Here is a 20,485-nt window from a genome sequence, read left to right on the forward strand (position 1 = left end):
ACGGGGGGGTTATTTATGCACTTCCCTTACATACGCTCTTTTTTTAATCTGGCATCAACACTTGTCCTAGATGGCATTGATGATGCACCTTTTTTTTCAACGGCCAATGATGCATAAGCAATAGAAAATTTAATTGCTTCATCCATATTTTTACCTTCTATTAATTTTGCGGCCAAAGCACCAGTGAATGCATCACCTGCACCACTTGTATCAACGACAGATGCACTCATCGCTTTGTAATATTTCATCGTTTTACCATTGAAATAAAGAGCACCACTGTCACCAAGTGTCATTACTATTTCTTTAACACCTAAGTTGTGTATTGCTTTTATGGCTTCCTGCGCTGAAATAACGCTATCAATTTTAATGTTTGATATTAGTTCTGCTTCTGTTCCATTTGGTATTAATAAATCAACAGATGGCAAATGTGAGACAATGTGCTCTGAATAGGGTGCTGGATTAAGAATGACATAACATCCCGATTTTTTTGCTATTTCAATCGCAAACTTAGTTGCTTCTATATTATTTTCTAATTGAGTAAGAAAAATTTTTGCCGATTGTAGATTATTAATATCTGAAAGAATTTCAGCTTTAGTAATGGTTGCATTAGCCCCTAGATCAATAACAATACTATTGTTACCGGTGGTGCTCTCAACCATAACTAATGCATTCCCTGTCTTTGCATTGGCATCCTTAATTAAGGTATATGAACTTATCTTTGTAGTTCCGAAATATTTCTCTGCAGTAGCGCCGAATGAATCGTCGCCTACTTTAACAAAAAAATGCACATGGTCATTTAATTCAGCCGCCGCAACTGCTTGATTAGCACCTTTCCCACCAGGAAAAAAATTTGTAGAGATTGCTTTGATTGTCTCTCCGACAAAAGGAAATCTTTCAACTTCTGTGACAACATCTAAATTGAAAGATCCTAAAATATATAATGAGCATTTATCTGCAGTTTTTTTATCTCTACTTTGTTCTTCATAATTAAATTGAAGTACTCTGGTTTCATCAATAGTTCTATTTATTATTGGTTCTAATTCAATTTTTTGTAATCTCACTCCACCATGAAATTTAGTTGCTATACCTAATAACTGTAATTCATCTATGTATCTTCTTACTGTTCTTTCCGATACATGAAGTAGCGTACTGAGCTCTTTCACGTAGATAGAATTATCTTTCACTAATTTTTTTCTGATAAATGCAATACTACTCTTTTTTTTCATATCACCTCTCATTTGTTAAAAAAATGTTTTACTATTTGTTAACATAATAGAGGTTAATTAAGTTTATTCTGCCTGAGTAGTCACGTTTTTTGCTCGTAATTGGACAATTAACTGTCCGTTTAGATAAGTTTTAAGGAAAATATATGAATAATGCGATTTGCTTGTATTGGATGATTATCTAAAATCGTAATGGAATTATTGAAAATATTTAGACCAAAATTAATAAAAATATAAGATAAAGAAAAACAACTTCGATAGTATTTTCATATAAATTTCAATCAAATCAAAGTAATTGACTGAGTAAAATAAAAATCAAACAAATATCAGCGATAACAAGTAAGACGCCAATAAGTGTTCTGACCAAAAGGCATGAAAGTGCTGTAGAAGGAGCTTTAGGAAATAATGCAGAAAAAGACCAATGAGCCAGTGCGGCAATCAAAAATATAGCGAGTATCATATAACTTATAAAAAATACCATCATAAAATCCTTTAGACTAAGTGTTATATTTTCTTCTAAAAAAGAATACCTTTATTTTTTATAGAAATTTTATAATTCTAATTTACTATTGAGATAATTTGAAGCATGTTAGTATGATGATAGTCATTAATTTGATTATTACTATCTTTATATTAAGAAATTTATACTATATTTGTACTAGTAATTGTTTTTTTTTAGATGTTTTTTTGTGTGTTTTTTTATTTGTTTCTAGTTTTAATAAAACCTAGAAAATCAATTGGATTATATTCTGATATTATTTTTATTTTTATTTTTATTTTTATCATCATATTAGCTTTGTGTTTTTATATTGAATTTATTCTTTGATATGGTTTTAATTAAATTAATACTCTTTATTTGTATAAATACAAGGTTCTTATATCAATGAGGTCAATATGTTCCAACTTAAACGCAAGCTAGTTTGCATTAGCAAATTTCCCTGTTCAAGATCAAACGGTCAATATTAAATTTACCTCTAACTATTCACTATAGTAACGATCCAGTTAAACATGATGAAGCGAATGGCAAAGTAGATTTCACATTTACCTATGATTAATTATGAAAAATAAGTAAAAAAGCACCTAATGGAATATGAACTATCCAATAAACTGGGGTCATTTCAATATCAAAGGGTGCTTTTTTGAGATTTTAATTACGTGCAACAATACGTTTTTCTTTATGGCTGAACCAGCTTTCGCGTAATTTATCGTAACTAAGATTAAATGCATAAGTATAGAAAAGGAAGAAGATAAAAAATCCTATTTCTAATAAAAATGCATCCAATAGCGACATATTTAATAAAAATGCCAGTATTGGCAAACCGATAATAACAAAACTAAATTCAAAACCAATTGCGTGCATAATACGTATTTTTGTTGGCCTTGGTCCTTTAGATAAAGGCCAATAACGATCGAAAATCATGTTATAAAATAGGTTCAATAGCATCGCTAACGTTGATAAAACAATAGCCACTGTGCCCATTTGAAAAATGGAGCGACCCAAAAGCCATGCACTAAGCGGTGCTGTTATGGCAATAGCAATTGCTTCAAATGTAACAGCGTGAAAAACGCGCTCAGTAAATGTTTTTTGATATTGGCTCATATCCCACCTCAAATTAATTATTTAACAAAAAACGAGTGCAATTATTGGTGATATTTTGTATATATACAAAATAGGTGCCATCGAAAAAACCGATACCATAATGAATTATTCCATAGAAACTTTACGTACATTTATTGAAGCTGCTTCATTAAAATCATTTTCTGCAGCTGCTCGAAAATTAAATAAAAGCCAATCTACGGTCAGTAGCACAATAACTGGTTTTGAAGATGATATGGGGTTTGAATTGTTTGAGCGCAAAGGACGAGAATCAACACTCACTTTTGCAGGACAGAAAGTATTAAGCCTCGTTGAAGATATCTTAGCCGCTGATGAGCGATTACAGGCATTAAGAATAGAACTATCGCCTGAAATGGAGCCTCGTTTAAGTTGTGTATTCTCTGATATGTATCAACCACCTTATTCAGAGAAACTCTTGAAAATTCTAGATAAAGAATTCCCACATCTTGAATTTGAGTTTCTTGTTGCTGAGAATGATGATGTGATTAATATGCTGCAAAATAATCAGGCGCATATTGGTATGATGGAATCACGAATAGAATATCCTGCTGATATTGCTTTTGCCCGATTACCTATACAAGGTGAGCTAGGATTATATGCACATAAAGCCCACCCTTTGGTGAAAGAAAAGCAGATAACTTATCAGCATCTCACAATGAATCGTCAGCTTAGATTAAGTAGTCGTGCTCAATTTGTTATTAATAGTGAGAAAAACTGGCAGGCACCTAATTATCTATTATTGCTCGAAATGGCAGAACAAGAGATGGGATGGGCGATACTACCTACATGGCTAGTAAAGCAATTTGGGCATGGCTTATTAATGAGCTTAAATTACGATCAATTTCCTAAAAAAATAGATATTGATTTAGTTTGGTCTAGAAACAATCCGCCAGGAAAAGCAGGGTATTGGATGATAGATAGGCTCTTAAAAAATGATCTTCAATTTTCTCTCTAAGTATTAATCAATCACCTTCATTATCAATATATATAGTGAAGGTGATATATTCCTTTCACGACATCAGATCACCAACCACAAACATTTGTTTCTTCATCCATATCATAACCACGTACAATATTGATAAGATCTTTTACCATTAAACTTGATGTATCAGCATCGAGTAAATCGGTTAAATAACACTCTTGATCAACAGAAACGCCATTATTTTTGTTCGTGAGTTCCAAAGAGAGTTCTTGAGTATCAAGATTTATTTTATTTTTTAATTCATCAACTAATGATATAATTTCTTTTGTTGCGATTTCTGGAATATATAAAATTTTAGGGTTAAGAAAGATTTTTTCAGCTTTTTCATTATCATTAGTGTTAATCAATGCTAATAAATAACCTTTGTTTTCATTTTCCATATTATTAACCTTCAGCAAGGACTTTGGGATCGACATAAAAATCGACATTAAAAACAGTATCTTCAGTTTTTGCTTCTATTTTGTGCCATGTTTCTGGTGGGAATACACCAAATTCACCCGCATTAATCACTAATGTTTCTGTTGGCTCCGGGCTAATTTCATCTGCATATGCGTAATAAACAATCACTCCTTGCATAACAGATAGTTTTGGGTAAACCCCTTGGCGAGTTCCTTTATCTAAATGTCTTTCCCATATTGATTTTGGGGCTGTATCTACAGTCCAAAGTGGCGTTGAGCGTACATGAATATAGTGAGTAGGGATAATAATCCTTTCCATTTTACCGCCCTTATTGCATTGAATAATGTGATTTATCTGCTTTTTATCTTAGTCAGAATAAAAAGCTAAATTTGTCACTAGGTAAATGACTTTTCTTAATGACAAATCTACCTCGTATAAAAAAGTATTTCAAATGCCACTTAACAATAAATTGCTAAAAATAGACGGAGGGTTAAATAAGATATTGTTTTTACTTAATAAAAAATATTTTAAAAAATAAAAAATATTTTAAATGAGAGGGTTAAATGATAACACTATGTTATTTAATTTGTTTATAAGGTGTCTCATTATAGTGCGAAAAAATAAAAAAATAGGGTGAAAAGTCATCTTTTCACCCCATGTTTGACAAAATTTGTCGCTATTTCATTAATCCCAATTAGGTGCTAATCCTTCAGGGCTAACTAAACGATCATTACAATCTAATGCTGCAATTGCTTTTTTGTCTTCAGCATCAAGTTGAAGATGAAGGCTTAATAAATTACTCGCTAAGTTTTCACGTTTTGTTGAAGATGGAATAACAGAATATCCTTCACTTATTGCCCAAGCTAAAATAACTTGTGCGGCAGTTGCATTATGTTTTTTAGCAATTGCCTGAATAGTTTCATCTTTTAATGCTTTACCATAGGCTAATGTCATATAAGACGTAATAGGGATCCCATGTTCTCTCGCCCAATTAACAACATGATGACTTTGCAAATAAGGTGATAATTCGATTTGATTAGTTGCGATATTTTCTACACCAACGGCGTTAATTGCTTGTTCCATTAATGGGATCGTAAAGTTAGAGATCCCAATTTCACGTGTTAAACCTTGTTTTTTTGCTTCTAATAATGCTTGCATAAATTCTTCTACTGAAACCGCATTATTAGGTGATGGCCAATGAATAAGGGTTAAATCAACATAATCGGTTTGTAAATCACGTAAACTTTGTTTTAAGCTCGGGATCAATTTGTCTTTAGGTAAATTTTCTATCCAAATTTTAGTTGTGATATAGAGATCTTGACGTGGAATACCACTTTCAGTGATTGCTTGACCAACGGCTACTTCATTACCATAAATTTGAGCAGTATCAATTGCACGATATCCTAATTCTAACGCTGTTTTTACAGAGGCAATAACAACGTCATCTTTTAAACGAAAAGTACCAAGACCTAATACTGGAACGCTCATAATATTCTCTCTTAATAAATTAAATTAATTTTAAAGCACAACTTAATATTCAAGATGGATTAATACAGCACATGCTCATAACTTATTGAATTTAGTTATCGTTACTTGCTGCTATAAGCTCATATTGATAGAAGGTTGTGCTATTCATAATGTTTCGATGGCAGTTATTATATTCTTATCTTCTTTTCTAAAAAGAGGGATAAAAACAAAAAACTTTTGCTAAATAGGCAATAATGAAAGGGTAAATCTATGTGTTATAAGCTGAAAAATTCTGCTTTAAAGAGTTTCATTAACCAACGTAGTTTCTCTGTTCTATAATAAATTAAGTATAAGGTATTAATATTTTATTTGTTATTTAACGTAATTGAGATATCACTATGGAATTAAAGGATTATTACGCCATTATGGGCGTTAAACCTACGGATGATATTAAAACGATTAAGACAGCATATCGCCGTTTAGCAAAAAAATATCACCCTGATGTCAGTAAAGAGCCTGATGCTGAGGCGCGTTTTAAAGAGATTGCTCAAGCTTGGGAAGTTTTAGGTAATGAACAACGTAGGGCAGAATATGATGAGCTCTGGGCTCATCGCAACGACCCGAAATTTAGGCAATTTACGCAACAACACTCAAATCAAAACCAAGAAAGCTTTAGCCAAGAAGAGTTTGACGATTTTTATACCTCTTTTTTTGGACACCATTCTCCATTTGAAGGGCGACGAGCTCAACAACCTCAAAAACAACGTGGTCATGATTTAGAAATAGAATTAGCTGTTTTTTTAGAAGAGTCGCAAGAAGAGCATAAACGTACAATCAGTTATCATTTACCGGTTTATAATGTGTTTGGGATCTTAGAAAAAGAAATGCCTAAAACATTGAATGTTAAAATTCCTGCTGGTGTTATTGATGGTCAACGTATTCGTTTAAAAGGGCAAGGAACAACCGGTGAGAATGGTGGTGAAAACGGTGATTTATGGCTAACAATCCGGATTGCACCACATCCTTTATTCGATATTAAAGGCCATGATTTAGAAATCGTTGTTCCTGTTGCACCTTGGGAGGCTGCATTAGGTGCAAAAATTCCTATACCCACAATAAAAGAAAAAATCTTATTAACGATCCCTGCAGGAAGTCAAACTGGGCAAAGATTGCGCATTAAAGGGAAGGGATTGGTTAGCAAAAAAGTCAGTGGTGATTTATATGCAATTATTAAAATTGTCATGCCACCGAAACCGGATGAAAAGACACGCGAATTATGGCAACAAATTGCAGATAGCCAGGCCGATTATAATCCACGTAAAGACTGGGAGAATAAATAATGGGTCAATTAACAACAACAGTATTTACTGTTACTGAATTTTGTCATCATACGGGAATATCCAGTGATGATCTCAAAGAATTTGTCGCACTTGGCGTTATTGAACCATTAGAAATTGAAACTCAAGAATGGTTTTTTGATGATAATGCGATTGTAGTAACACACCGCGCATTAAAACTGCATAAAGAACTTGCATTAGATTGGCATGGGATTGCGATAGCGCTCACTTTATTAGATGAAAATGAGCAACTTAAACAAGAAAATAAACAATTACGTCAGCAGTTAATGCGGTTTATCGATAAACTCTAGTTAAATAACATAGCCATTAAAGACATTAACTCTCTTAGTGGCTATTTTATTATTTTCTGACTTTAGCCACTTTTTATGCACTACTAGATACAGGATATAGAGTTATTTATACAAGTGCAGTAGGGCCTAACAAAGAGATCTACTATTTATTAGAATTTATAAAAAAACGCATCATTTAAATTTAATAAGAAAATAAATATTAATAAATGGGGGGATGTTTATTAAATCACAATGGAATTAACATAATTTGTGCATTATATAATGATTTATTACATGAAGTGATTACTAATAACAATATTTTTTAATATTTAATTGCATTCTAAATATATCTTTTAATAAAGATTATTAATATTAATACGATATGATTAAATAATGTTTTTATTTCGAAATATAATGCTTGTTGAGATATAAATCACGGAAATACTCTCTTTCTCATTGCTAATATTCTATCTCCAATTATCTATCTGGTTTTTTATTTCTTTATAGATATTTAATTAATATACAAATTATAAATAACAAGCAAATGGGAGTTTTATGTCTTTATTCAAAAAAGGCATTATTGCCTTATCAATTAATATAGCACTTGCTTCTTCTGCATTAGCATGTACCACGCTTTTAGCTGGCACTGAAGCAACAAATGATGGTTCATATATCATTGCTCGTAGCGCAGATAGTGATGCATTAAAAGCACAACATTTTGTTATTCATCCAGCAAAAACAAACCAAACAGGCATCTATAGCACTAAAGAGCATAATGGTGTTAATAACTTCACTTATCCATTACCTAAAAATTCATTACGTTATACCACTGTACCTAATTGGAAAACACAATTGCATGGTGCAACTGGGTTTAATGAATTGGGTGTTGGGGTTAGTGGAACAGAATCTATCTTCGCCTCACCTCAAGCACTTGCATTTGATCCTTATGTTGAAGATACAGGAATAACAGAAGATGATATTCCTGATGTGTTACTTTCAAGAGCAAAAACAGCGCGTGAAGCAATCGAATTATTAGGAAGCATTATTGAAAAACAAGGGGCTGGAGAAGGATTCGGAGTTGCAGTTGTTGATAAAAATGAACTTTGGTATTTAGAAACAGGGACAGGACATCATTGGGTTGCACAAAAATTGCCTAAAGATAAGTATTTCGCAACAGGCAATCAAGGCAGGCTACAATTTTATGATATTAAAAGAGATGATGTTTTAGGTTCTAAAAATTTAGTGGAATTTGCGATCGAAAAAGGACTTTATAACCCAGAAAAAGAGGGGGTTTTTAATTTCTCTAAAGCTTATACGCGTGATGATGAACGTGATCGCACCTATAATGATCCTCGAGTGTGGATCATTCAACAACAATTTAACCCATCACTAAAACAAGCTGTCGATGATGGGCGCAATTTTGCACCTTTATTAACGCCAGAGAAAAAAGTTTCTGTTGAAGAAGCTAAGGCAATGTTACGTAATCATTTTGAAGGTACAGAGCACGATCCTTATACCAATGGATTAAATGGTAAAGAGCCATGGCGCCCAATTAGTGTATTTAGAACTTATGAAGCACATGTAATGCAAGTTCGTCCTGAACTTCCTCAGGAAATAGGTGAAGTAACTTATGTTGGTTTAGGTATGGCGGATTTAACTGCATTTGTTCCGTATTACAGTGGACTAAAAGCTTATCCTCAACATTATGGAATAGGTACAAATAAAGCAGATAGCGATTCTATTTATTGGAAATATCGAAAATTACAAACATTAGTGATGACAGACTATCCAAAACTTGCACCAATAGTAAAAAAAGCCTACCAAGAATGGGAAGAAAAAACAGCATTAGAGCAAAAAGAAATGGAAGCTAAATATCTTGCTATGGTTAAAACAAATAAAGTAGGTGCAGATAAAATGCTAAATGAATTTAATTTACGTGTGATGGCAAGTGCGGAGTTATTGACCGAAAATTTAACAAATGAATTATTTACTGTAAAAACAAAAGATATTCAAGATGATATTTTCTTTGCTAATAAGTCTAAAAAAGACTGATAAAGAAATATTGTTTTAAATACAATTTAGACAAAAGATCCCAAATTGTTGGGATCTTTTTAATAATAGGCCATTAAATAACAGGAATATAGTAGCTAATTTTTTGCAAATACTGCCCACTTTGATCAAGTAATTTATCGTAACTCACTGGCTCTTTTAGTGTATATCGTTCAATATCAGGGCCAGGTCTACGTAATAAATTCATTTTTGGTAATACCTTAGTATATACCGTATAAATAATGTCATCATAACCCGTTAATGAATCCAAAATTTCATCCATATGGAAAGTAATTTCTAAGTAATTACCACTGGGTAGTTCTAATTGTGACATTGCTGAGATATTAGCTGCCGTTGATAGCTTTTCTTTATCAACCGCAGTGTTATAAATGTACATGGTGTCATCTAATGTACTTGCAGATGCTCTGTGCATTGCGTATAACTCAGTCGGTATTGTATGTACATCTTTCAAAAATTTACGCCAAAACTCCCTTCTGAATTTTTTCTTGTCTGAATTCCACGTTGAAATGGGTTTATTATACTGGTGTGACATGCCGGCTAATTTTAGAGAAGGGAAGGTAACGACCTCATATTTGGCACTTAGCTCAACAGTTTCTAGTGCTGGAAAAATAAGCTCACTAATATCCCAACCTGGTTTTTTTCTATACTCGGAAGGGGTGATATTAAATTGTTTTTTAAATGCACGACAAAATGTTTGCTGAGAGTCAAACCGGTATTTCAATGAAATATCTAGCAGACTGCAACGTGTAATACGTAAGGCATAAGCACCACAAGATAAGCGGCGGGCGAGTATGTATTTTCCTAAAGATATTCCTGTATATGCTTTAAATAAGCGCTGAAAGTGCCACTTCGTATAGCCTGATTTTTCAGCAACGATATCTAATGATAAACGTGAATCAAGATTCTGCTCGATCCAAACAATGATATCTTTAACAACATTCTCTTGAAGCATGAATATTCCTATTATTTTTCTCTATCGATATTTTTCAATAAGATCGATTTAATTTATTGAACTACAATAAATTTATAGGTGCTAGGATAATAGCATATCGTATAGTGGTAGTTACATTGAATAAAGTAAAATAGGCGAGTATTAATGTAAAGTTATGTATTGAAAATTATTTGAATTAAATTTGATTTTAAATAAAAAATAACCGGCGAGGTCATTAATCAATGATTGATTTTATTTATTCAAATAAAGATAAATTTTTTGTTTTCATTAAATGCGGAAGTATCCTATTTTGTCTTTAAAAGAAAGCGCCTAGCTTTATTGTATTAGTGAAATTCATTTACTATTTTAGGAGATATAATGAATAAGTTATTTTCTATTTCAGCTGTTGCTTTAGTCTCATCGTTAATAGCAGCTCCCGCTTTAGCTGCTAAAACGGATACTTATAATTGTGAAGGCCAGAAAATTAGAGTTTCATTTCCTAATGAACAGCTTGCTGTTATGTACTACAGCGATGAAATTATTGTTCTGCAAGAGGCTATTGCGGCGAGTGGTGCTCGTTATGTTGGTGAAAATTTCCAAATATGGGGAAAAGGGAAAAATGAGTTTAACCTCGCTACCATTTCAGAAGATGATGCTATAAATGGACGTGTTGCCGAAGATAAAGGGCGTATGTGCGAATTAGTAAAATAGCTTCGTTATAGCAATAATGTTTAAAATTAAAGGGGAGTGTGTATAACTTCCCTTTTATTTACAAATCAGGTTGAATATAAAATATTTCCATAGAATGCAATTAGTTTTAGCATATCTATTATCAATTTAGTAGCTTTTAAAATTTAAAAATAAAAAGATCATAAATATAACTATAATAATTCCTGTGCTGTTAAATATAAGTTGGTGTTTTTACTGTTGTTCAATAGAAGGGAGAATATACTGTTTTTTTATTTAACAAATAGAAAAGGAAATTATTTGAATTAAACAAATATACTTAAAAGTACACGGAAGATGATGATAAAGGTATTATTTTGAATTCAATAAGTAAGCTTAATTTAACTATATAGTGATATTGTGACTTAAGCAGTGATAACAGTATAAATAGGCTCTTAACGAATGGGCTCATTTTAGTTATACTGTATGAAATAACATAAAAGTTATTCGTTTTTTGCCTTGAAACACTATCAGAAAATTTATTGTGAGTTTATATGAAATCTTATCCTTAGCTAGTCTCATATTAGTTTTTAAAAGTTAAATTTAGAAGATAATACACCGCTATTTAATATAGTGGGAATTATACTATCAAAAAATTAATAGAGAATAAATCTAATGAAAGTTAAAAATTCAAGAAAATATAATGTAGTGTTACCTGATAATAGAATTTTAGAGTGGTATGAGTCTGGGTCAGAGCAAGGCAAACCAGTGGTATTTTGTACTGGTGCAGGTATGAGTGGTCTATTAGGTGTGGACGCTGAATATCTAAATAAGCTTAATATCCGTTTAATTACTCCAACTCGTCCAGGATTAGGTGATTCAACGATCGATCCTCATAAAACGTTAAAATCTTTTTCTCAAGATATTTTATTTTTACTCGAACATCTTAATATTAAAAATTTTAATGTAGTGGGGTTTTCTCAAGGGGCTGTATTTGCTATGGCACTTTGCTTTTATTGTCATGTAGACAAATTAGTCATTGTCGCAGGACAAGATCAATTTGATTATCCTGATACGCGGAACCAACTCACAGAAGATGTTGCTAATATGCAACAGCAGGCGGTGAGTGCTCCTGATGTATTAGCTTCTTGGATTAAGCAAAATATATCAGCTAATTGGTTAATGGACTTTATTCTAAATTACAGTGCAGATGTTGATTTAGCTGTTTATCAATCGATAGATTTTCTTCCTGTTTACCAAGAATGTATGGCTGAAGCTTTTAAACAAGGTAATGAGGGATATACTCAAGATCTTCTTATTGCTATGCAATCATGGGGCTTTTCACCAGAAGACATAAAAACGCCAACAACATTATGGTATGGCATGAAAGATACGAGTACCGTTCATTCTCCTGATTTTGGAGCATTGTTGTTTCAACGTTTTCCTAATGCACAACGACATTTATGGCCAGAAGAAGGTGGATCACTTCTGTGGACAAAAACTGAAGATATTTTATTAGAATTAGTTGATTAAAACTAAGCACTATATTATTGATGGAGTAGATACTGCGTATTATAAAAAATAACAGTATCTACTGTTTTAAGGTATATTTAATCGATTTACTTCAGTTCTACCGGAAAATACAATTATAAATATGGTTTTCGATTGGATGGATAATTACTCTTATATTATAATTATTTTCTAAATTGCCAAAATGACATTTTTTTTTAAATAAATTTGAAAATAATTTGCTATAGATCGAATTATATGACTTAATAGCGCCACTGGTTTGGAAGTACAGACCTATTTATGTTAGTGCAGTTTTAAGTAGTTCACCGTTTAGCGTTATCCATGATACCTCTTCGTAGCGAATTCCTTCAAATAGTGACCATAAGTAAAATCCGAAATCAAACCGCAAACAATGCCTTATGGCAAAATAATTAATTAAAGGAAATCTTATGTCTAATACAATGACTGGTACAGTAAAATGGTTTAACGATGATAAAGGCTTCGGTTTTATCACTCCTAAAGATGGTAGCAAAGACGTATTCGTACACTTTTCAGCGATCCAAAGCGAAAGCTTCAAATCTCTGAAAGAAGGCCAAGAAGTTTCATTTTCTATCGAAAATGGCGCTAAAGGCCCTGCAGCCGCGAACGTAATCGGTCTGTAATTTTTAGTCATGATTAAATAAGATATTACGTTAAGTAATATTAAATTTATTAATCAGGCTAATAAAAAACCTCGCTTCGGTGGGGTTTTTTTGTGTCTGCTTTTTATATCCGCTTTTTATGTTACTTTATTTTTATTTTCACGTAGTAAGATATATAAGTCATTTTATTAAAGTTAAGTAAATATTTAATGTAAATAATTTAAATTACCATAAGTATATTTACCTTTATAATTGGTATGATAGATAAAATAATAAGATTCTTATAATGCTGAAATAAAGATAGCAAGATATTGCCTTCTCGATGAAAAGAAAGAAAAAAACTTCATTAGAATAGAAAGATATCAGATAAATCATAAAAAATAATTTAAAGAAGAATATTAAATTAATATTTAATGACTTATCTAAAAAAAATGCTGTCTAATTCAATGTGGCTTAAATGCTTTTAGTTCTCTAAGGACAAACTTGTGTACGCTAAAAATTTTTTTTCATTGCATCTGTTACACCCAAAATATTTTTTAACTTGGTTTGGTGTTTTTATTCTTTTTCTATTAGTACAATTACCCTATTCTTGGTTACTTTTCTTAGGTAAACGTTTAGGGTTACTATCTCGTTTTTTTGTAAAAAGAAGAGTCTCTATAATAAAGCGAAATTTAGAGCTATGTTTTCCTAATAAAGATAAATATGAAATAAATAAACTCGTCATGGAGAATTTATCTTCACTTGGTGTTGCTTTATTTGAAACAGGAATGGCTTGGTTTTGGAGTGATCGCCGATTAAAAAACCTTTTTGTAGTACAGGGAATATCCAATTTTACAAATGCTAATGAGAAAAATGCAGGAATTTTATTAATCGGTATACATTCGATGTCGCTAGAGTTGGGTGGGCGTATCATGGGGCTTTGTTTCCCTGTTAATGCCATGTATAGACCGCATAATAATAAAGCGATGGAATATATTCAAACTAAAGCGAGATGCCGTTCTGATAAAGGGATGATAGATAGACGTAATTTAAAATTTATGGTTATGGAGCTAAAAAAAGGAAGGGCAATTTGGTTTGCTCCTGATCAGGATTTTGGTTTGAAAGGAACCACATTCTCACCTTTCTTTTGTGTCGAAAAAACATCAACTTCGAAAGGTGTTGCAATATTAGCCAAATTATCAGGAGCACCTTCTTTAACTGTAACGCTGATTAGAAACGAAAATAAGAAAGGTAAACAATACAGCTTAATTATTGGTGAAGAGTTGGTTAATTACCCTAGTGAGAATATTCAAAACGATACAGATAGAATGAATAAGTTGATTGAAACAGAAATTATGAGGGCGCCAGAACAATACTTATGGGCCCATAGACGATTCAAAACACGACCTGCAGGTGAAGCGAGTTTCTATCATTAACCTATTTATAAATAGGTTAATAAAAAAAGACCAACACATAATGTGTTGGTCACAGTAAATACTGGAAGCAATGTGAGCAATGTCGTTGTAAAGGTTGAGTAAAAAACTCAATCATTTACAATCTAAAAGATAATCATTATCAATTGCCTTGTCAACCCTTACGTTTGTATGGATTAATGAAAAATGCAACAAAAGGGATAGAATGGAAAATAAAGAGGCAAGAAAAAGAATAGAGTCAGCAGGTATATAAGTTAACTATACCTGCTTAATATATTATGATCATAATAGAGCAATACCATTAATATAAATATAGTAATAACTTCTAATGTTCGAAAATATATACTCATTATTTAATAATAAATATTAGATTAGAGAAGTGATTAATTATATACTATATCCATTATGGCTAAATTTTCACCAATCCAATTTATATTCATTGAACCTCTATTTTCATTTAATTTAACATTAAAAATTTCATTTGGTTCAATTTTATGCTGTATTTCCTCCATTTCAACACCATTCCAGCAATTTGTCTTAAATATATGTCCGACAGAGTTAATCATACAATTACCTTCTACGATAGAGCCTGTAAAAGTAATTGTTCCTGAACCAATAACCTTATTATTATTTGCGAGGGTAGGAGGTGATAATAAAAATGTTAAACAAGCTCCTATAATAAGATTCTTTTTCATTTTATATTCCTTAATATTATTCTATTGGTCAAATTTAATAATTGATCTCTATTGTGAAAGATCTGTATTTTTTGTACTGGGCTGATGGAAGGAATATTAGAGAAAAAAAATATATCAATCTGTAAAAAAACTTGATGGATAATGACAATTATATAAACATTTATGAATGAATTTTTGAAGGCTACAATAATAGAATAATAATTGAAATAAAAAATAGCTCACATAACTAGTTGAATAGTATTAATTTGATAAAATTAGGTCTACTTTTATTAACAAACTAAATTTATTAAACATAAGTTATATTACTTAATTTTTTCATGATACATTTTGTTGTTAAAACAAAAAATTAATAATCTGAGCTATTTAAATATGACAAAAAATTTGTCAAAATATTTCGACGAAGTTACTGTAAAAATAAAAACTATATCTTTATTTGATGATTTTTATCTAGTTAAGCATTGATATCTTAATTTATCACTTTATTATCATTTAAAATAAACAACAAAAAGAGAATAAAATATTTATGCAGAGTTATCATTCACTATCAGCCCAAGTTTACCAAATAGATAAACCTATAGGATGTAGTTTTGGTGATGTAGAATATTATCAAGAGCGTCTTAAGGATGTTAATGGTAAAATCTTAGAACCCGCTGTGGGAACTGGGCGTATTTTGATCCCTTTATTAAAGGCTGGGTTTAATATTGAAGGGTTTGATCTTTCAGATGAAATGCTTTATTTCTGTATGGAAAATCTAAGAAGTAATGGATGCCCTCAAGATAAAGTGACTAAAGATAATTTGTTGACATTCCAAGTTGAGACACTTGTTGATGCAATAATTATTCCGACAGGAACTTTCTTATTGTTAGATAGCGAAACAAAAGCACTACAGTCACTTCAACAATGTTACAACGCATTAAATCCAGATGGACGTTTGCTAATTGACATTAGTTTGGCGCATACCTTTACCAAAGGCCAATGTTCTAGTCGACAATTTGAAACGCCGGAAGGGGATTTAATTACCTTGCAGATGGTGAATGCCGAAATAGATTATATTAATCAATTAATAATATCTCATCACCGTTATGATAAATGGAGAAATGGGAAAATAATTGAAAGTGAGTGGGAAGTGTTTAAATTGAAATGGTTTGGTATTTATGAATTTAAACGGCTCCTTGAGTTTATTGGTTTTAAAAAAATAACAATTTCTGGAGATTATCAATATTTACGCGAACCAAATAATGAAACAGAAATTATTACTTTTGAAGCTTATAAATAGAAATGAAATAAAATAGTGATAAAAAGGTCATAAAAATAATGGCCTTTTTAACTTGTTAGTTTTTTTGGTTTTTTCTTGAGAAATTAAATTTTATCTTAGCTATAAAAAACAAGTGAACATTTAATTTGAAAGGAACAGTAATTTTATTTACCAGTATTAAATTGAGTTCTTGAGATAAAAAAATCCCCGCACTAGGCGGGGGGAAATTAAATATCTATCAGTGATGAAATACTGAAACCAATAGTAAGGGAAAAAAAGATATCAATCTGTAACAAACTTTAAAAAAAAATAATGAAAATAAGTGTGAAACTAAAAGTGTTTTTTGAAAAAATCAATAGATACTTGATTCATTTTTAATATAATTGATTGTTTTTAATCGATTTTTAATTTATTGGGAACTCAGGCTTGGATCATATAGCTAATAATCATGTTAATTTAGCAATAAAATTTGTATACATTTAGCTGAGAGCATTGATAAATTTCTTAATCTTTAGAACAAAAATATACGTATTATAATTATTTTGGGTGAAAATTAGGCAATGATAATGATTGATTATTGCCTAATTAGAACAGATGCAAGAAGATGATAGGGTGTCTATCTATTAACTACCATTGTTTTACATCAATCATATTGTTTGGGTATGCCTTTGCGATATAAGAAGAGATATTATTGCGAATATAGGGACTTTTTTCTTCAGGATACATTTTCCACGCTTTTTTTAAATAACCCAATAGCTCACTATTGATATAATTTGAACTAGATAATGCCTGAATTGCGCCTAAGCTGATTTCTGCGTTATCAGAGATAGTTAGTTCAAAAAATGCTGAAATTTTATATTTTAAATTAGTATCATGAGAGGCAGCATAAATAGCACTTCTTATGATCTCTACATTTTGATGAGTAAAGAAAGGCTGAAAGTCCTCAACAAAAATAGTTTCTAGTTCTGTTAAAATGTAGCCGATAAAGCGCAATGTATCTTCGTGATTGGTTACTTTAAGAATAGAAATAAGACTTTCTTTAAACTGTGCATATTGGTCTTTATATTTGAAGTAAATAACATAAATCGCAATATCTGTTTTTTCATCATATGGCGTAATTAATGTTCGTTGAATATAAGGTAAAGCTAGTTCTTTAAAATAAGTTGCTAAGACATTTAAAGAGGCTTTATATAACTCAATACTTTCAGTTTGTAGTTGTTGCTCTAAAAAATATAAACTCCTATTTGATAATTTAGGTAGTTTAGTTAATGAGTTGATAGCATTGGTTTTTTTAGTAATATCATCATTATCATTGGCAAGACAAAGTAGAACTTCTTCATTACCTCCCATACGATGACCAAACCAACTTGTGTCATAACCTAAAATAACTTCATCTAACCAACGTTCATACCATTGTGTAAATGATGTCTCATAAGAAAATGTGTAGGGAGTATCTGAATTTACCCAATCAGATGTATATAAAACATGACCTTTATAATCACCATTCACCACTAATAAAAGATCATACTCACAACCACAGGTTCCTAAATAGAGTGTACCTTGGTGAAGCCTATCGTAAATATTATCAAATTCTTCATCACTACAATCATCAGGCACATGACATAATGCTTTCCATTCCTCAATATCCATATTAGGGCTAAGCAAGCAGGGTAACGCATAGTTTTTTATATCATGTCTATCTATCGCATCATCAAAAGCGTAGAGCCCATAATAAGGGCCTGCACCACCATAAGAACCTATACCACCATGACCAATTCGAGTGATAAAGTCGATATAGTCCTGTGGAAATTTACATCCAGTTTTTTCTTGTAACTGACCAGCTTTTTCTATCGAGAGTGGTGGGTTTAATTGATAGTTATGGTTATTAGCGCCAAATTCTTTGTGTTCGTGATCGACAATAGCAACAAGTACTAATTTTTCACGGATACGCTCAATAGGATTATCTGCATATTTTTTATTTATTTGTTCCCATTGTTGCAACGATGTCAATTTGTTCTCTTTTTCAAAGAGAGATGAAATAAAGCCCATAAAGTAAAATCCCTATTGATGATATGCTTTAAGTCTAAAATGCTTGTTTAACAATCCATTATTATGGGTAGAAAACCAAATATAAAATGATTTTCTTACTGAAATTACACTATAAACTATTTTATCTTTAATAAGAAAATAGTATTTTTAGGTAATGGCTTTCTTTATTTATTGTGAAATGAGTATAAATATACGATAGATAAAAAAAAGACCAACGCTAGGAGAGTTGGTCAATAAATACTAGAAGCAATGTGAGCAATGTCGTTGTGAAAAACCAAGTAAAACACTCAACTATTCACAAGGTAAAAGATAATCATTATCATTTGATATGTCAACCCCACTAAGATTATGGTCACTACTCATTCACACTAAAAACCAACAAAATAATCTAGTTTATAGAAACTAAAGTCGGTAATTTATCAATTATAACAATGAGATCACTTTTTTCTGATTTGGTATTTATCGCATTCTCAATTCTTTTCATTTTTTTTATTTTATTGATTAAATCCTTAGCGTGTCGAGATCGTAAATGTATTGTTTTTTTTACCATGAGTTTTCTCCTTATTTGTGATGACCACTACGATAATAGTGATAACACTCAAATGCAAATGATAATCAATATCATTTATTGTTTTGTATTGAGGAGGAGAATAAATTCTTGGTAAAGATTGTGACACATCTTATCCATACTTTATGCGCAAATTTTCTTATCTCAGCACTAATAAAAAAATGATAGTATAAATAATCAAGAGCTTTAATAAGGAATTGACGCTATGGCATATGATTTAACAAAAAGATTAGTCATAGGGCTATCTTCTAGTGCGCTATTTGATTTAGAAGAGTCAGATAATATATTTCGTACTGAAGGTGAGGAATCTTATCGAAAATATCAGCGAGAAATGCAAGATATTCCATTAAGTAAAGGTGTTGCATTTCCGTTTATTAGCCGACTTTTGAAGTTAAATAATATTAGGATTGATGATCCTTTGGTCGAAGTTATTTTATTATCTAGAAATGATCCTGATACAGGATTAAGAGTGATGAATTCTATTGAGCATTATGAGTTAGGGATCACCAGAGCCGTATTTCTTCAAGGAAAATCACCTCATATTTATATTCCAGCCTTTGATATTGAATTATTTTTATCAGCAGATCATGATGATGTTATACAAGCAATTAAAGCTAATTATCCCGCAGGACAAATATTAGCGGGCCATATTAATGATGATAATGCAGATGAATTAAGAATTGCTTTCGACTTTGATGGTGTTATCGCTGATGATGAGGCTGAGGTTATTTACAAAACATCGGGAGAATTATCACAATTTCATCTTCATGAGGCTAAAATGGTTGATACTCCTCATAACCCAGGGCCGTTAAAAAAATTTCTACTGCGCATTTCAGATATTCAAAAACTAGAATTAGAAAAAGTAAAACAAGATCCTAGTTATGTTCCATTACTTAAGATCTCCATTGTTACTGCACGAAATGCACCGTCTCATAAGCGAGTTATTAATACCATGAGGGCGTGGGGAATTTCTGTTAATGAAGCTTTTTTTATGGGAGGAGTAGAGAAAGCAAATGTACTAAAGATTTTAAAACCACATATATTCTTTGATGATCAAAAGTTACATTTAAAATCCTCGTCTGAACTTCCTTCTGTACATATTCCATTTGGAATAGCGAACAAAGATATAGATAATAAATAAATTATTATAATAAAAAAAGGTGTGTGATATTTATATCATACCCTATTTTTTTATTTTGTCTAATATTGCCTTTGGTGAAAACATTCTATTTTTATTGTTTTATTTTTGTTATTTTAAATAAAAGTAAGAACAAAATTGGATCTATTTTTATAGAAGTAGTATGGTGTTGTCTGAATTATATATACTATAAATTAATAATATATATAAATATTTTATCTTAAGAGTTATCTAA

The 20,485-nt window shown here is 31.2% G+C and carries 19 protein-coding genes; 10 read left to right on the forward strand and 9 right to left on the reverse strand.

All coding sequences use genetic code 11. From position 1 onward, the window contains the following. Positions 1–26: 26 nt before the first annotated feature. The 3 genes from ABN080_RS01070 to ABN080_RS01080 form a co-directional block, all read right to left on the reverse strand. Positions 27–1,226, reverse strand: coding sequence for a ribokinase (locus ABN080_RS01070; protein WP_340895988.1), 1,200 nt, complete (start codon positions 1,224–1,226; stop codon positions 27–29). A 283-nt stretch (positions 1,227–1,509) separates the two neighbouring features. After that, positions 1,510–1,704, reverse strand: coding sequence for a hypothetical protein (locus tag ABN080_RS01075; RefSeq protein WP_196553312.1), 195 nt, complete (start codon positions 1,702–1,704; stop codon positions 1,510–1,512). A 666-nt stretch (positions 1,705–2,370) separates the two neighbouring features. After that, positions 2,371–2,823 (reverse strand): multidrug/biocide efflux PACE transporter, encoded by a 453-nt coding sequence (locus tag ABN080_RS01080; protein WP_196553311.1) that lies wholly within the window; start codon positions 2,821–2,823, stop codon positions 2,371–2,373. A 100-nt stretch (positions 2,824–2,923) separates the two neighbouring features. Between ABN080_RS01080 and ABN080_RS01085 the strand changes: the two genes are divergently transcribed. Then, complete coding sequence (locus ABN080_RS01085; RefSeq protein ID WP_072069628.1) at positions 2,924–3,796, forward strand: LysR family transcriptional regulator; 873 nt, start codon at positions 2,924–2,926, stop codon at positions 3,794–3,796. Positions 3,797–3,864: 68 nt separating this feature from the next. Here ABN080_RS01085 and ABN080_RS01090 read toward each other — a convergent pair whose 3' ends face one another. From ABN080_RS01090 to dkgB, 3 genes are all read right to left on the reverse strand, one after another. After that, positions 3,865–4,203, reverse strand: coding sequence for a DUF1869 domain-containing protein (locus ABN080_RS01090; RefSeq protein WP_349440146.1), 339 nt, complete (start codon positions 4,201–4,203; stop codon positions 3,865–3,867). Between the two features lie 4 nt (positions 4,204–4,207). Then, complete coding sequence (locus tag ABN080_RS01095; protein ID WP_196553309.1) at positions 4,208–4,540, reverse strand: TehB family protein; 333 nt, start codon at positions 4,538–4,540, stop codon at positions 4,208–4,210. Between the two features lie 366 nt (positions 4,541–4,906). Next, the gene (gene dkgB / locus ABN080_RS01100; protein ID WP_196553308.1) at positions 4,907–5,710 is read right to left on the reverse strand and encodes a 2,5-didehydrogluconate reductase DkgB; all 804 of its coding nucleotides are present in this window, start codon (positions 5,708–5,710) and stop codon (positions 4,907–4,909) included. A gap of 377 nt (positions 5,711–6,087) precedes the next feature. Here dkgB and cbpA point away from each other — a divergent pair, with 377 nt between their 5' ends. The 3 genes from cbpA to ABN080_RS01115 all read left to right on the forward strand — a co-directional run bounded on the left by cbpA (position 6,088) and on the right by ABN080_RS01115 (position 9,368). After that, a complete protein-coding gene (gene cbpA / locus ABN080_RS01105; protein ID WP_349440147.1) occupies positions 6,088–7,029 on the forward strand; it encodes a curved DNA-binding protein in 942 nt (313 codons plus the stop codon). After that, positions 7,029–7,337: a chaperone modulator CbpM gene (gene cbpM / locus ABN080_RS01110; RefSeq protein ID WP_196553306.1), complete on the forward strand. Its 309-nt coding sequence runs from the start codon at positions 7,029–7,031 to the stop codon at positions 7,335–7,337. Before cbpA ends, cbpM begins: the two co-directional genes overlap by 1 nt. Before the next feature lie 534 nt (positions 7,338–7,871). After that, a complete protein-coding gene (locus ABN080_RS01115; RefSeq protein WP_196553305.1) occupies positions 7,872–9,368 on the forward strand; it encodes a C69 family dipeptidase in 1,497 nt (498 codons plus the stop codon). A gap of 73 nt (positions 9,369–9,441) precedes the next feature. Here the strand turns inward: ABN080_RS01115 and ABN080_RS01120 are convergent, their stop codons facing one another. Beyond that, the gene (locus tag ABN080_RS01120) at positions 9,442–10,338 is read right to left on the reverse strand and encodes an AraC family transcriptional regulator (RefSeq protein ID WP_115350998.1); all 897 of its coding nucleotides are present in this window, start codon (positions 10,336–10,338) and stop codon (positions 9,442–9,444) included. A 357-nt stretch (positions 10,339–10,695) separates the two neighbouring features. Here ABN080_RS01120 and ABN080_RS01125 point away from each other — a divergent pair, with 357 nt between their 5' ends. The 4 genes from ABN080_RS01125 (at position 10,696) to lpxL (ending at position 14,548) form a co-directional block, all read left to right on the forward strand. Beyond that, positions 10,696–11,028 carry an MliC family protein gene (locus ABN080_RS01125; RefSeq protein ID WP_196553304.1) on the forward strand — a complete coding sequence of 111 codons (333 nt, stop codon included), beginning with the start codon at positions 10,696–10,698 and terminating at the stop codon, positions 11,026–11,028. 630 nt (positions 11,029–11,658) lie between these two features. Beyond that, positions 11,659–12,516, forward strand: a complete 858-nt coding sequence (locus tag ABN080_RS01130) for an alpha/beta fold hydrolase (protein ID WP_349440148.1) — start codon at positions 11,659–11,661, stop codon at positions 12,514–12,516. A gap of 425 nt (positions 12,517–12,941) precedes the next feature. After that, complete coding sequence (gene cspE, locus ABN080_RS01135) at positions 12,942–13,154, forward strand: transcription antiterminator/RNA stability regulator CspE (RefSeq protein WP_193014255.1); 213 nt, start codon at positions 12,942–12,944, stop codon at positions 13,152–13,154. Between the two features lie 464 nt (positions 13,155–13,618). Beyond that, on the forward strand, positions 13,619–14,548 hold the full coding sequence (gene lpxL / locus ABN080_RS01140; protein ID WP_349440149.1) for an LpxL/LpxP family Kdo(2)-lipid IV(A) lauroyl/palmitoleoyl acyltransferase: 930 nt from the start codon (positions 13,619–13,621) through the stop codon (positions 14,546–14,548). Between the two features lie 380 nt (positions 14,549–14,928). Here the strand turns inward: lpxL and ABN080_RS01145 are convergent, their stop codons facing one another. After that, positions 14,929–15,240 carry a YmdA family protein gene (locus tag ABN080_RS01145; protein WP_349440150.1) on the reverse strand — a complete coding sequence of 104 codons (312 nt, stop codon included), beginning with the start codon at positions 15,238–15,240 and terminating at the stop codon, positions 14,929–14,931. A gap of 523 nt (positions 15,241–15,763) precedes the next feature. On the opposite strand from ABN080_RS01145, the gene ABN080_RS01150 reads away from it, so the two are divergent. Next, the gene (locus ABN080_RS01150) at positions 15,764–16,516 is read left to right on the forward strand and encodes a class I SAM-dependent methyltransferase (RefSeq protein ID WP_349440151.1); all 753 of its coding nucleotides are present in this window, start codon (positions 15,764–15,766) and stop codon (positions 16,514–16,516) included. A gap of 606 nt (positions 16,517–17,122) precedes the next feature. On the opposite strand, the gene ABN080_RS01155 is transcribed toward ABN080_RS01150, so the two are convergent. Next, a complete protein-coding gene (locus ABN080_RS01155) occupies positions 17,123–18,544 on the reverse strand; it encodes an SMI1/KNR4 family protein (RefSeq protein ID WP_349440152.1) in 1,422 nt (473 codons plus the stop codon). A 773-nt stretch (positions 18,545–19,317) separates the two neighbouring features. Here ABN080_RS01155 and ABN080_RS01160 point away from each other — a divergent pair. Beyond that, positions 19,318–20,253: a 5'-nucleotidase gene (locus ABN080_RS01160; protein ID WP_349440153.1), complete on the forward strand. Its 936-nt coding sequence runs from the start codon at positions 19,318–19,320 to the stop codon at positions 20,251–20,253. The last annotated feature ends 232 nt before the right edge of the window (positions 20,254–20,485 follow it).

The sequence above is a fragment of the Proteus sp. fly-1089 genome (assembly GCF_040138965.1).
In the GTDB taxonomy this organism is placed as follows: Bacteria; Pseudomonadota; Gammaproteobacteria; order Enterobacterales; family Enterobacteriaceae; genus Proteus; species Proteus vulgaris_B.